The organism is Amycolatopsis sp. NPDC051061 (assembly GCF_040682935.1).
GTDB lineage: Bacteria > Actinomycetota > Actinomycetes > Mycobacteriales > Pseudonocardiaceae > Amycolatopsis.
In genome coordinates, this window is the sequence record NZ_JBFBBZ010000053.1 from 35,907 (window position 1) to 49,103 (window position 13,197).

13 protein-coding genes are annotated in these 13,197 nt (G+C 69.1%); 7 read left to right on the forward strand and 6 right to left on the reverse strand.

The window, feature by feature from the left end; all coding sequences use genetic code 11:
- Positions 1–55: 55 nt before the first annotated feature.
- Genes AB0N03_RS43300 through AB0N03_RS43315 form a run of 4 tightly spaced genes read left to right on the forward strand, consistent with a single transcriptional unit; the run spans position 56 to position 3,562 of the window.
- The gene (locus AB0N03_RS43300; RefSeq protein WP_364385500.1) at positions 56–604 is read left to right on the forward strand and encodes a hypothetical protein; all 549 of its coding nucleotides are present in this window, start codon (positions 56–58) and stop codon (positions 602–604) included.
- Positions 601–1,674, forward strand: coding sequence for a peptidoglycan-binding protein (locus AB0N03_RS43305; protein WP_364385503.1), 1,074 nt, complete (start codon positions 601–603; stop codon positions 1,672–1,674). Before AB0N03_RS43300 ends, AB0N03_RS43305 begins: the two co-directional genes overlap by 4 nt.
- The gene (locus tag AB0N03_RS43310) at positions 1,671–2,363 is read left to right on the forward strand and encodes an ABC transporter ATP-binding protein (protein ID WP_364385505.1); all 693 of its coding nucleotides are present in this window, start codon (positions 1,671–1,673) and stop codon (positions 2,361–2,363) included. Before AB0N03_RS43305 ends, AB0N03_RS43310 begins: the two co-directional genes overlap by 4 nt.
- Positions 2,360–3,562 (forward strand): ABC transporter permease, encoded by a 1,203-nt coding sequence (locus AB0N03_RS43315; RefSeq protein ID WP_364385508.1) that lies wholly within the window; start codon positions 2,360–2,362, stop codon positions 3,560–3,562. Before AB0N03_RS43310 ends, AB0N03_RS43315 begins: the two co-directional genes overlap by 4 nt.
- Before the next feature lie 270 nt (positions 3,563–3,832).
- On the opposite strand, the gene AB0N03_RS43320 is transcribed toward AB0N03_RS43315, so the two are convergent.
- Positions 3,833–4,501 (reverse strand): ABC transporter permease, encoded by a 669-nt coding sequence (locus AB0N03_RS43320; RefSeq protein WP_364385511.1) that lies wholly within the window; start codon positions 4,499–4,501, stop codon positions 3,833–3,835.
- Here AB0N03_RS43320 and AB0N03_RS43325 point away from each other — a divergent pair, their 5' ends adjacent.
- Entirely contained in the window at positions 4,502–5,167 is a 666-nt protein-coding gene (locus AB0N03_RS43325; RefSeq protein WP_364385514.1) for a hypothetical protein, read from the forward strand.
- 385 nt (positions 5,168–5,552) lie between these two features.
- Here AB0N03_RS43325 and AB0N03_RS43330 read toward each other — a convergent pair whose 3' ends face one another.
- Positions 5,553–6,581, reverse strand: coding sequence for a hypothetical protein (locus AB0N03_RS43330; RefSeq protein ID WP_364385517.1), 1,029 nt, complete (start codon positions 6,579–6,581; stop codon positions 5,553–5,555).
- A 29-nt stretch (positions 6,582–6,610) separates the two neighbouring features.
- Positions 6,611–7,165: a sigma-70 family RNA polymerase sigma factor gene (locus AB0N03_RS43335; protein WP_364385519.1), complete on the reverse strand. Its 555-nt coding sequence runs from the start codon at positions 7,163–7,165 to the stop codon at positions 6,611–6,613.
- Between the two features lie 734 nt (positions 7,166–7,899).
- Here AB0N03_RS43335 and AB0N03_RS43340 point away from each other — a divergent pair.
- Positions 7,900–8,193 carry a hypothetical protein gene (locus tag AB0N03_RS43340; RefSeq protein ID WP_364385522.1) on the forward strand — a complete coding sequence of 98 codons (294 nt, stop codon included), beginning with the start codon at positions 7,900–7,902 and terminating at the stop codon, positions 8,191–8,193.
- Positions 8,194–8,846: 653 nt separating this feature from the next.
- Here the strand turns inward: AB0N03_RS43340 and AB0N03_RS43345 are convergent.
- Positions 8,847–9,218 carry a peptidoglycan-binding domain-containing protein gene (locus AB0N03_RS43345; protein WP_364385525.1) on the reverse strand — a complete coding sequence of 124 codons (372 nt, stop codon included), beginning with the start codon at positions 9,216–9,218 and terminating at the stop codon, positions 8,847–8,849.
- A gap of 222 nt (positions 9,219–9,440) precedes the next feature.
- Here AB0N03_RS43345 and AB0N03_RS43350 point away from each other — a divergent pair, with 222 nt between their 5' ends.
- Positions 9,441–11,030: a peptidoglycan-binding protein gene (locus AB0N03_RS43350; protein ID WP_364385528.1), complete on the forward strand. Its 1,590-nt coding sequence runs from the start codon at positions 9,441–9,443 to the stop codon at positions 11,028–11,030.
- A gap of 40 nt (positions 11,031–11,070) precedes the next feature.
- Here the strand turns inward: AB0N03_RS43350 and AB0N03_RS43355 are convergent, their stop codons facing one another.
- Positions 11,071–11,796 carry an AfsR/SARP family transcriptional regulator gene (locus tag AB0N03_RS43355; protein WP_364385531.1) on the reverse strand — a complete coding sequence of 242 codons (726 nt, stop codon included), beginning with the start codon at positions 11,794–11,796 and terminating at the stop codon, positions 11,071–11,073.
- A gap of 15 nt (positions 11,797–11,811) precedes the next feature.
- Positions 11,812–13,140 carry a peptidoglycan-binding protein gene (locus AB0N03_RS43360; RefSeq protein WP_364385534.1) on the reverse strand — a complete coding sequence of 443 codons (1,329 nt, stop codon included), beginning with the start codon at positions 13,138–13,140 and terminating at the stop codon, positions 11,812–11,814.
- Positions 13,141–13,197: the final 57 nt, after the last annotated feature.

The following is a 13,197-nucleotide window of genomic DNA, read 5'->3' on the forward strand; positions in this document are numbered from 1 at the left end:
GGTTCGTTCGTGCCGTCTCCACGAGATCTTCACAGTCATGGGGCACCTTGAGCGGGTGACCCCTTTCCGATTCATGCTGGCCGCTTCGGCGGTGGCCTTGCTGGCCGGCTGCTCGTCCCCGCCCGCGCCCGACCGGGTGGCCACGCTGCCCACGGCCGGCTCGGCCACGACGTCCGCCGTGCCCGCCGATCCGGACAACGGCCGCCCGCGTGAGCGCATCGACATGACCAACGCCGAAGCGGTGGCCCTCTCCGATATCTACGAGACGTGCATGGCGCAGAACGGGTTCGAAAAGGCCAAGATCTCCACACTGCCCGACCCCGACCAGGCAGCGGCGAAGGCGCGGGCGGCCTGCGTGTCCAAGGACCCGCTGCCCCCGTGGGAGCTGGACGCCTCGAACCCGCACGCCGCGGACTTCGTGCACGCTGTGGTGCAGTGCCTGCGGGCCAAGGGCGTGAAGTACGTCAACGAGGAACCACCGCAGGACGGGCGGATGCTCTTCAGCTTCGGCGGCCCGGAGAACGACTCCGCCTCCATCACAAAGGGAATGGAGCTCACGCCGGCCTGCGAGAAGGACGTTGCCACCCAGGGCATCGGCAAATGAGGAAACGCGCCCTGGCCGGCTTCGGCACGGTCATGGTGCTGGTCGTCGGCGGGGCGACCGCGTACGTGTTCGCCACGCGGCCCACGCCGCCCACCGCGGCCGCTCAGCCGGCGCCTCCCGTGACCACCGTCGTCGCGAAGACGACTCTGTCCACCTCGGTGACACTCGACGGAACGCTGGGCCACGGCCCGGCGACCGTCTACACCGGACGAAAGTCCGGGACGCTGACCTGGCTGCCCGCGGCAGGCACGGTCGTGCACCACGGCGACCGGCTCTACTCGGTCGACGCCGAACCCGTCGTGCTGTTCCTCGGGGATCTCCCGCTGTACCGGACGATCGATCCGGCCGCCACACCGGGACCGGACGTCCGGGAGGTCAACGCGAACCTCCGGGCGCTGGGCTACCGTACGGCGCCCACGGGCGACGCGTACCGCGACGGCACCGCGACCGCGCTGAAAGCGTGGCAGCGCAAGAACAAGCTCGAAGAGAGCGGCGTGCTCGAGATGGGTGACGTCGCGGTGCTGAACGGCGAAGTCCGCATCGGCTCCCTGAAGGCGCAGCCGGGCGCACCGGCGGCGGCAGAGCTGCTGACCCTGACCGGCACCGCCCGGCAGGTCACCGCCCCGGTCGATCCCACCCAGGTCGACGTCGCCCTCTTCAAAACCGGGAGCAAGGTCGGCCTCACGCTGCCGGACGGGACGAACACGCCCGGCACGGTCACCTCGGTAGGCACCGACCCGGACGGGGCCGCGACCCCGTCGCCGGGCGGCAACACAACGCGCTCCGGGCCCGAGCAGACGGTGACGATCTCCGTCGACGACCAGGACAAGGTGTCCTCCCTGGATTCCGGCAGCGTCGGTGTCTCGGTCACCACGGCCCGGCACGACGACGTGCTCGCGGTGCCGGTCGGCGCGCTGCTCGCGCTGCAGGAAGGCGGGTACGCCGTGCAGGTCGTCGCCGACGGACGCACGACGCTCGTCGCGGTGCGAACCGGTCTGTTCGCCGACGGCCGGGTCGAGGTGTCCGGGAGCGACCTCGCCGCAGGCCAGCGAGTGGTGACAGTGTCATGACCCCGGTGCTCGCACTCCGCGCTGCAGGCAAAGAGTACCCCGGTGGGGTACGCGCGCTCACCGACGTGACGCTCACCATCGAGTCCGGCGAGCTGCTGGCGATCGCCGGCCCGTCCGGCTCCGGCAAGTCCACCCTGCTCAACCTGATGGGCACCCTGGACCACCCGACCAGCGGGACGATCGAGGTCTCCGGGCAAGACGTCACCGCGCTGCCCGACCGCGCGCTATCGGCGCTCCGCGCCCGGGAGATCGGCTTCGTGTTCCAGCACTTCCACCTCACCGACGGGCTCACGGCCACCGAGAACGTCGCCACCGGCCTGCTGTATGCGGGGGTGCCCCGGCGCCGGCGCCGGCCGCTGGCCGAGGCCGCGCTCGAACGGGTCGGCCTGGCCCATCGCCGAAGTCACCGGCCGCACCAGCTCTCCGGCGGGGAGAAGCAACGGGTGGCCATCGCGCGTGCGCTGGTGAACAACCCATCCCTGGTGCTGGCCGACGAGCCGACCGGATCTTTGGACACCGGCACCAGCGGTGCCGTGCTGAGTCTCCTGCGTGACCTGCACGGCGGCGGCACCACCGTCGCCGTGATCACCCACGACCGGGAGATCGCGGCGGGCCTGCCGCGGCGGGTGGAGATCCTCGACGGCCGCATCCGATCGGACACGTCCCGGCCGCCGGGAGGGACGGCGTGACGCGCCCCGCCGTCCGCCTCGGCCCCGGCGATGTCGTACTGCTGGGTCTGCTCGGTCCCCGGACCCGTCCGCTGCGCGCCGCACTCTCCTCGCTAGGCATCTCGATCGGGATCGCCACGATGATCGTGGTCATCGGGATCTCCACCTCCGGGCAGCGGGCGCTCGACGACCGGCTCTCGCTGCTGGGCACCAACCTGCTGCGGGCGGAAGCTCGCGTGGACCAGGGCACCCAGACGCTGCCGCCGGTCCCGGCCGTGGCCGCGGAGATGACCGCGCGGATCCCACCGGTCCAGCTGGTCAGCCAGGTCGCCAACACGCACGCCCAGGTCCGCCGTTCAGCGGCCATCCCGGCCAGCGAGGGGTCGGGACTGACGGTGCTCGCCGCGGCGAATGACCTGCTGCCGGTTCTCGGCGCACACGTCGCGTCCGGTGTCTTCCTCAATCCGGCCAACGCCGCGTTCCCCACGGTCGTACTGGGAGCCGTCGCCGCGACCCGGCTCGGCATAACGTCGCTCGACCCCGCGGGACGGCAACCCGAGGTGTGGATCGGCGAACGCGCCTTCACCGTCATGGGGGTGCTCGCCCCCAGCCCGCTGGCCCCGGAGATCGAACGCTCCGTGCTCGTCGGCTGGCCCGCGGCGATCCAGTACCTGGAGTTCGACAGCCATCCCACCGTGCTGTACGTCCGGGTGGACGAAGCCCAGATCACCGCGGTCCGCGGGGTGCTCGCGCAGACGATGTTCCCCGCCGATCCCGGGCGGATCATCGTCAGCAGGCCGTCGGACGCTTTGGCCGCCAAGCAGATCTCCGAGACGACGTTCTCCGGGTTGCTGCTCGGCCTGGCCGCCGTCGCGCTCCTGGTCGGCGCGGTCGGCGTGGCCAACACGATGATCATCTCGGTGCTGGAGCGCACTCGCGAGATCGGGCTGCGGCGTGCCCTGGGCGCGACCCGCCGGCACATCCGCGGCCAGTTCCTCACCGAGTCGGTGGCGCTGTGCCTGTTCGGCGGGCTCACCGGCGTCGCTGTCGGGCTGCTCGCCACCGTGGACTACGCCGTGTGGCGTGGCTGGCCCCCGACGATTCCGTTGTCCGGTGTGGCAGACGGGGTGGCATCCGCCTTGGTCGTCGGCGTCCTCGCCGGCCTCCACCCGGCGTTGCGGGCGTCGAAGCTGTCGCCGACCGACGCGTTGGCCACCTGAACGCAGTCGACATGCGGCCCCATGGCCGATTTCAAGCCCATGTCGCCGATGCTGGTGAACGATCTCGAGTCCCGCAGGAGTGTCGACGGTGCCGACCGCTACGCCACGCGGAAGTTGTTGCCGCTCAGCTGGAAAGGACGACGCGACGCAACGGATGGCGTGCTGTCATAAGCCCGCGCAAGGTATCACTCGCCACCGGGCACAGGTCGTCGAGGCGGCGCGCCCCCTCGTCTACGCGGACGTACAGCACGGTGGGATGGTCGTCGAACTTCAGGTAACCGATCGCCGCCGGCCAGCCGACCAGCACGGACCGTCGATCTCCGGGGCCAGCGGGCTGGGGGCGAGCACCCCCACGACGGTGAAGGCGCGTTCGCCGATCCACACCGCGGGTTGCCGTCCCTGCGGAGTGAGCGAGGTGATGCCGAGCCGGGTCGCGGCGACGGCTCCCAGTACGACCGTGGGGAACGCGGCGTTGGCCGGATTGAGGAAGACACCGGACGCGACGTGTGCGCCGAGAACCGGCAGCAGGTCATTCGCCGCGGCGAGCACCGTCAGTCCCGACCCCTCGCTGGCCGGGATGGCCGCTGAACGGCGGACCTGAGCGTGCGTGTTGGCGACCTGGCTGACCAGCTGGACCGGTGGGATCCGCGCGGTCATTTTCGCCGCCTCGGCCGGGACCGGTGGCAGAGTCCGGGTGCCCTGGTCGAATTGCGCTTCCGCGCGCAGCAGGTTGGTGCCCGGTAGCGAAAGCCGCTCGTCGAGCGCCCGTTGCCCGGACGCCGAGATGCCGATGATCACGATCACCGTGGCGATCCCGATCGAGATGCCCAGCGCGGACAGCACGGCCCGCAGCGGACGGGTCCGGGGACCGAGCAGGCCCAGCAGCACGACGTCGCTCGGGCCGAGACGGACGGCGGGCCCTGGTTTCCGCTGACTCAAGTGGGCAGTTGGGGGACCATCGACGACTTCGTCCATCTCCAACAGCACGGTTGCCACGTCGTCGTGCTGGATCTGTGCCTGAACCGGCAAACCGGCGATACGGCAGTCCTACAAGGCGTGCGAGCCATCAGCAAACTCGTGCACGAACACGGCCAGCGCGTCCTCATCTACACCGCCGAAGCGCGGCCTGAACCCATCGCACGCTGCGTGGCCGCCGGCGCGGCCGGGTACGTCAGCAAATACCTCGGCGACGACGGCGTACTGGCGCAAGCGGTGATCGAGATCGGCCGCAATGGCACCATCGTGACCTCCGCCCTACACGACGCCCTACGCCAGTTGATCAGGCAATGCCGGGACGTCCGGCTGTCCTTGCCACTCGAGGAGACGCTGGCGCTGCTCGATCGCGGTCTGTCCGACCAGGAGGTCGCCGACCGCCTGCACAAGTCGAAGCGGACGATCGAGGAACACAAGCGCAAGATCCTCGAGCTGTTCGGCGAACAGATGGAGAACCGCCAACGCGGCTTCGGCGACCTGCGCCGCGAGTACGGCGTCGGACCCGGTGATCTCGTCAACGACCAACCGGGCCACCGGCCCGCGAGGGGACTGCTCAGACGAGCGTTGTCCTGGCTGACCACGAGCGAGAACAAGAGCAAGCGACGTGCCTGAATTTCCGGCCACCTCACGTCAGGGTCCGGAGGATCGGGGCAACGCCAAGGTGTCCGGACAACCCTCGGAAGCTGATCCAGGTGTCGACGCGCTGCGGCACCTCGCGGAACTCACACCACCGCTCAAACGTCCTCTTCTGCCGATGTGCGGGCGATCCGCCAAGTGAGCTTCACGAGCTTTGCCAGGCGACCGCCGGACTCCGACGACGACACGCATTTCAGCCGCGACGGTGCAAAGGTCGCGCCCCACGATCTCGGGGAAGCTCACTCGCACTACTCCGGCAGACGAGCAGCTACCGGATGCAGAACGGCGGCGACGCACGGACAGAACTGTCCTGGGAGGGCCGAGATGATCTCGGCCCTCCCAGGACAGTTCGGTACGAGGATCAGATCTTGCCCGCGGCCACGTCGGCGAGGGTCACGCGGGAGGACTTGTAGTTCACCACCCAGTGCTGGGACGATTCCGCCGAGGTGATCTCCTCACGGATCGGCAGGCCGTTGTCAGCGTTGATGATGAGGACGTCCGTACTACCGCCCAGGATGGCCGGGGGCGCAGTGAGGGTCAGCGCGGCCTGGCCGTCGACGTCGGTCTTTCCGACGATCATGTCCGGGATGGTCGCGTACAGCTTCAGCACGCCCGCGCGGACCTCCGCATCGGCGGCGTTGGCGAACAGCGCATGTTCGACGTTGCTCCACAGGTGGTTGTTGATCAGGTTCTCCAGGTCCTTGCCCGTCGGACGCGGTTTGGGGGCCGGAACCGGCTTGCCGATCTTGCGGAACATCTCCGCGGTCTCCGCTTGGGCGTCCGCCCAGGCCTTGTCGGCCTCGGCGGGGCTCAGGCCGACTCCCAGGGCATTGCCGGCCGCGGTGATCATCGCGATCCTGGCCTTGTCGACGTCGCCGTTCGCGGCGAGACGGGCCGCCGCCATCACCTTCCCGTCGTACGGCGTAGCAGGCTCGGCGTGGCCCTTGGCGACTGCGTCCACCAGGGTCTTCGCCGAGTCGCCCGTGAACTGCTGGCCCTTGTCGGTGTAGAGGGTGTAGTAGAGGTCCGGTTTGTTGTCCAGCCCGAACTTCGTGTTGATGATCAGCGACGCGTCTCCTGGCTGCGTGCCGGCCGCCTGGACCGCGGAAGCCAGCTTCACCAGCGGCGCCTCGACCGCCTGCGGTGCCTCGATCGCCTGCGGGGCCGCGCCGGACGGGCCGGCCGGGACGCTGCCGCCGGACGTAGCCATCACCACGGCCGCCGCGACGGCTGCCGCGCCCACGGCAGCGACGCCGACCTTGGGCCAGGAGAACCAGCGCCTCGGTCGCACGACCGTGGCCACGGGTTCCCCCATCGCCGTCTGCAGTGCCGTGCGGGCACGGTCATAGGCCTCGGGACCGGGGGACGGCACGTCACGTAGATTCTTCATGAGATCCATTTCATCCATGAGGCTGTCTTTCACGTTGTCGGGACTTGCAGCAGCGCGACCACTTCGGGGGCTTCACGCAATGCCTTGCGCGCCTGGTGCAACAGGCGGCGGGCGGTGCCGGCCGGGATGTCGAGTACCCGCCCGGCTTCGGCGACGGTCAGGTCCTCCCAGGCGACCAGGCCCAGCACTTCCCGCTCTTCCGGTTTGAGCCGAGCCAGTGCCCTGCTCAGCAGTGCCTGCGTGTCCACGCGGGCATCCACCGCCGGCCAGGGATTCCAGTCACTCGCCACGCCGGTCAGGTCCGACGCCGGCTCCTCGGCCGGTGCGGACCGCCAGTGCCGGCGCAGCATGTTCAGCGCGACGCCGTACAACCAAGGCCTGGCCTCGGGATACGAAGGGTCATAGTTCGCACGGGACTCGTAAGCCGCCACCCACACATCGCCGAGCACGTCCTCGGCGGCCTGCCGCCCCACTCTGCGCGCCAGATAGTTCCCGAGCGCGGTCTCGTGCCGGCTGATCACTTGCACGAAGGCATCGGTGTCTCCGCGCAGCGACCTACCGATCAGTTCCGCGTCTGACGACATGAAGCTCCTCGGGTTTCGCTTCGCCCTGACACCCCGTCTTTGCCAACGCCCGCCCAAAGCGTTCAGGTTAGGTCACCCCATGACGAACATCGCTGGTCAGGCGACGTGTGCGATAAGGAGCCGCAGAGCGTGCGTCCCGGTGAGCCGCTCTCAGCGGCACCTCAACCCGGTAGGGGCCCTCACGCAACGCCGCTCACGAGAGTGGGCCGGCAACACGACCTGGCTCGGCCTGGTAGTGCTCGGGTGGATCCAAGCCCCGTGTCGCCTGCTGGCTGCGCCGGATGTTCGATACGAGCGCCGCCATTCCTCTCACTAATTCACTGGGGCACAGCTGGGGCAAACCACCTGTCACAACTGCACTCAACAACACACAGTTGCCAACAACGGCGCCGAAGCGCAACATTTGACCAGGCGATTCCCTATCGCCGCAGGTCAGGATCATGATCGACCCTCACTGGCAGTGAGGGGATCAGGGGTTCGAGCCCCCTTAGCTCCACACTCTTGTAGAACCCCTTCGATCAGGTCGTTTCGGCTGGTTGGAGGGGTTTCTTCACGTCCCGGGCCGATCTTGTGTGATCCACTTCGACAGGTGCACAGGGGTCCCTCCTGGGGCGTTTCTGGGGCACCTCGCTCCAGGCCGCAGGACGCCGGCGCCACGTTGCCGCTGCCTATGGGCGGGGCCACTGACACTGTCCCTCCCGCCAGCGGCGATAGGGGCAGCCAAACCAGCCGCCGTGGATGCCGCACGAGCGCTGCGCGACCACGTCGCCGAGCCGACCGTGGTCTGGGCGCTGTGGCGCACCGCCGCGGACCCCGGTCTGGGCATCACCGCGTTGACCCACCACATCACCCAACCCGGGCTCCGACCCACGACGATCGCGCTGCTGGCGGACCTCGAATCCCACGCGGCCGCGTGCGCCGATGTTCTGCGGACGTTGACCGGTTCCACCGACGACTGGACCCGAGCCGAAGCCGCCCACGCCCTCTGCGAGTCACCGGCGACCCGACCGAGCCGGTGGCCGTCCTGACCGAACTGGCCCAGCCACTGGCCCAGGGCACGTGCCTGCCCGTGCGCCGAACGCAGCGCGGCCTCGAACGTCCTACTCTGCCGCGATCAGCGCGTTCGCCTCGTTTGAGCTGAGGCTGGCTGACGGCTGACAAAGCGGACGGCCTGAGCACTTCCGAGTCGATGAGTGGGCAGCCGAGCGCTACGGTTGCTTTCGCAGCCGGGCGACCGGTCGGACGACGGTCAGCATGCTGCGAACAGATGCGTCAACCTGACCGGCTCGAGGCTCGAAAGTACTCCTTGAACTTTCTGAACGAAGGAAGCTGTCATTTACGTAGTTGTCCAGGAGACAGGTGCAAGCCGTCCGCTCATCGGCCACTTGTCGGCAACGTCGAGAAGTTCCTGGAACGCTGAAATTCTGGATGCTCGCCCGAACAGGTCTGCCGTTGAGCGATTGTGCTCCACGGCTCAGCGCTTCCGCAGATGCTGATGACCAGGGAACACTGTGCACTCGGTGAACATCGATTTTCCCGACGCGCCTCTCGATCTTGTCGATGCCGCCTGGAGCCGTACGTGGACGACGCTTTCCAGTGACGAGCGTGAGCCTGGTGTTGATCCAGCGGGACGTGAAGCGATGAGGCCGCCCCTACCTCGGCCTCATCGCTTCACCGCTGCTCAGTGCGGCACATATGACTTACAGTAGTTTCCGTAGTAGCCGTCCTCGATGATGACGAAGTGCCCGGTGTTCTTGCCGACGACGCTGTCGGCCGACAGTCCGTGCCGGCCCTGGAACCAGGCCACCCAGTCGGCGGTGCCGGTGCCGAACTGGGCGTCCTCGGCGATGACGTTGCCGGTCTTGCCGTAATAGGTCTTGTAGTAGTTGTTCACGGCGCGCTGGACGCACCACACACCGTGTCCACTGTCGCCCTTGACGATGGTCTTCGGCGGGGTCGCCGCCGACGCGGCGGGCGCGGCAACCATGCCCAGTGCGACAGCGATCGCGCCGATCGCCAATCCGCCGCGAACGGCACCATTCATCGTGTTCATGCAGGCCTCCCTGATTTACCTCGGTGGAGCCTCTCGCTCCATCCCTGCCGTCATCTCTACCGACGTTGCCGTTGTCCGGGTTCGGGTTGCGGGCTCCGACAACAGTCTCCGGACAACTGCCGCTGCCAGGACCGACGGCATGCCCGTGCGCCCGCTTGTGACGGATCGAGGACGTGGTGCGCCACCGTGGTCGAACCGATTCGATCAGGAGGAATCCCCGTGATGCACTACTGGAAAAAGCCGACCGCGATACTGGTGGTCGCCGCCCTCGCATTGGTGGCGCCACGAATGGCGGCAGCGGCGCCCACCGGACTGACCCCGGCGAACTTCCGCCTGCAGCAGAGTTCCTACTCGCCCACGATCGCCGCGCTGGACAAGGTGCTGCCCACGGCGAAGTTCCCGGATGTGATCGGGAGCGCGAACCGCACGGCGAAGCCCTGCGCGGCGCACGCTCCGGCCGTGGTGGAGGCGTTTTGCTGGCAATCGACGCCCGGCGCCGACGACCAGAACGGTACCGACTGGTACCCGCAGGGCATCACCTCCAGCGCCGACGCCGACCCGTCCGGGGCCTACCAGGCGCAGACCGTGCTCGCCGCAGGCTGGTATTGGCATGCCGGTGGCGTCGACCGTGGTGACCGGATCGCGTTCGTGGACTACTCGGACCCGGCCCATCCGGTGTACCGCCTGGTGTTGCTGGTGCTGCCGACGACCAGCTCGGCAGGCAAGCCCGACTTCAAGCCTTTGACCAACAGCAGCGGGGACGCCGTGCACGGCGGCGGCATGTTCTGGTACGGCAACTACATCTACGTCGTCGACACCACCGGCGGCCTACGGGTCTTCGACCTCGACCACCTCTGGTCGGTCGACACCGGCGGCGACGGGATCGGCCTTCAGTCCGACGGGTCCTATCAGGCCTTCGGCTACAAGTACGTGCTGCCGCAGGCCTTCACCTACAACACCTCGACCGCCGGCGGCTACCCGGCCTTCCGGTTTTCCTCCACGGCCCTGGACCGCACCGGCGGCTCCGACACGATGGTCATCTCGGAATACAACACGCAGGCCACCGACAACCATCGAATCGTCCGGTACCCGCTCAACGCCGCCGACCACACCCTCGCGGCCTCGGCCGACGGGCTGGTGCACGGGATCGAAGCGTATGAAACCGGCATTCTCAAGACGCAGGGGACCGCGTCCGTGCGCGGCCGCTACTACGCGTCCACCAGCTATTCGACCAGCGGCGCCCACTACGGTTCGCTGTATTCCTATACCGCCCGGCAATCGGTTGCGAAGTACGAGAACGTGCTGCAGCCCTACCCGGAGGACCTGAGCTACTGGCCCGGCCGGGACGAGCTGTGGTCGCTGTCGGAGGACCCGGGAAGCCGCGTGGTGTACGCGATGCGGGAGTCCCTGCTCGCCTGGCCACTGGTGCAGAACGGGGGCACTGGCACCGACGTCAAAGCATTGCAATACCTGCTGAACAGCCAGCACAACGCCGGCCTGACCGTCGACGGCGACTTCGGCCCGGCGACCCTCGCCGCGGTCAAGAGCTTCCAGACCGCGCACGGCCTCACCGCGGACGGTGCCGTCGGCCCGAACACGTGGTCGGCGCTCGTACCGACGGTGAACGCGGGCAGCACCGGGGACGCGGTGCGCGCGGTCCAGGCCGAGCTCACCGCCCACGGCTGGGCGACCACGATCAGCGGCACCCTCGACGCGGCGACGGTGACCTCGTTGAAGGCCTTCCAGACCGCCAACGGCCTCGCCGCGGACAGCGTCGTCGGCCGCGACACCTGGCGTGACCTGATCAACTGATCCTGGCCGGCGCGCGGGACAGCGGTCCCGCGCGCCTCGATCAGCCGGTGGACGCCAAGGTCTCGCCGAGCACGTCCGCCCGCAGCCGGCGAAGCTGCGGACCCGGCTCGACGCCGAACTGCTGCCGCAGCAGCACCCGCGCCGAGTCGTACGCGGCGAGTGCCTCGCCCCGGCGTCCGGAACGGACCAACGCGGTCATCAGCTGGCCGACGAACCGTTCCCGCAGCGGGTGCTGCATGGTGAGGGCGGCGAGTTCGACGACGACACTGCCGTGTCGGCCGAGCGCGAGGTCGGCATCCACCCGGGCGGTCAGCACGTCCAAGCGCAGTTCCTCGAGCAGCGCGGCGTGGCGGGGCAGGTTCACTCCGGCCAGTGCGGGACCACGCCACAACGCCAGTGCCCGTCGCGCCGACATCGCTGCCGCGTCAGGGAAGCCGTGCCCGAGCTGCCGGTGTACGTCCCGCGCGGCCTTCTCGAACGCCACGACATCCGAGTTCGTGCAGTCCGCTCGGAGCCGGTAGCCGGACGGGCAGGTCTCGATCGGCACGCCGGCGAGCCGCAGCATCGACACCCGGTTCTGCACCTGCCGGCGAGCGGTGTGCGGGGGCCGCACGTCCCAGACCAGGTCCACCAGCCGCTCCACCGTCACCATGGAATCGGCCGCCAGCACCAGCGCCGCCAGCACTGTCCGGCTGCGGGGACCGCCGACCGGCAGCGGCCCGTCCTCGTCTTGGGCCGTGACGGGCCCGAGGAGTGTGAAGGTCACCGTGCCGGCCACCGGTCAGTTCACCAGGGCCTTCCACGTTTCCGCATCGGTGCTGCCGGTGGCCGACAACCCGTTGGCGGTCTGGAAGCTCCGCAGGTTGGTGTCGGTGGCGGCGTCGAAGACGCCGGTCACGGGAGTGGTGATGTCGTGCGCGGTCAGCTCGTTCTGCACTGCCCGCACGGCGTCGCCGGTGCTGCCGGACGTCACCACCGGCACGAGCGCCGACCACGTGTTCGGGCCGACGATGCCGTCGACGGTCAGGCCGTGCGCGGACTGGAACGTCTTCGCGGCCGCGAGCGTGGCCGGGCCGAAGTCACCGTCGACCGCGAGGCCTGCCTGCTGCCGGACGTTGAGCAGGTACTGCACGGTCTTCACCGTGGTGCCGGTGTCACCCTGCTCGACGATCGGCCAGCCGGGTGCCGGTGTGCCGGCGCCGGTCCACTGGTAGGTGACCTGGATCCAGCCGTTGTCGGTCATGCCCAGGCCGTCCCAGAACGTGCCGTCGGCGAGGTCGACGCCCGCCGGGTTGCCCACCGCGCGCCCGTACTGGTCCTTTCCGCCGTTGTAGTCGTCCTGGTAGGCGGCCTGCGCCTCCGGCTTGCCCTGCGGCAGGTCCTTCCACGACTGGCGCACCGAGGCCGGGTTCCAGTAGTCGTCCTTGGTGTTCCACGGCCCGACATCCCAGACCGGCGCTACCTCGCACTTGTTGGTGGCCGGATTGCACAGCTTTACCGAGTAGGTGGAACTCCCCTTGGCGGACAAGGCCTTTCCGGAAGGCAACGCGACGAAGTGGTCCCGGGACGTGATGACGTGGCCGTTCGCGGTGGTCTGGCCGGTCAGGCCCTCACGAGTGGCGAACGCGCGGTAGGTCAGCGGGGTCCCGGTGGCCGCCGGCCGGATCCCTGCCTGGTCGGCGGACAAGCGTAAGCCGGTGACGGTCGGGACCGCCGGCCCGTTGCCGTGCAGGGTGATCCGGGCCTGCACGGCCGTCGCGGCCACCGGCAACGCCGTTCCGGCCGCCGTCCACTCGGTCCAGCTCCGGTCGGCCAGCCGGCCGCGGACGTCGATGTCGACCTGGGCGCCGGGCGGAATCCGGGCCGACAGGCGGGCGTCGACCCGGTCGGTCGGCGTGGACAGTTCGTGCACAGCGAGCAGATCCACCGCGTAGCCCTGTCTCCAGGTCGAGTCGAGTACCGTGATGGCGCCGTCCTGAGTGGATATGTTGGTCTGGGCGACATCGGCGACGAGGTCGGCTTGCCAGCCCGGCAACGGCGCGGCCATCGCGGCCGGTGGGAACAGCGCGGCCACGCCGATCGAGGCGGCCGCAAGGGAGATGACACGCACTTGCTTGTCCTTTCCGAACCTGGTCCACGCCGGCCGCGCCTTCGACGCGGCCGGCGT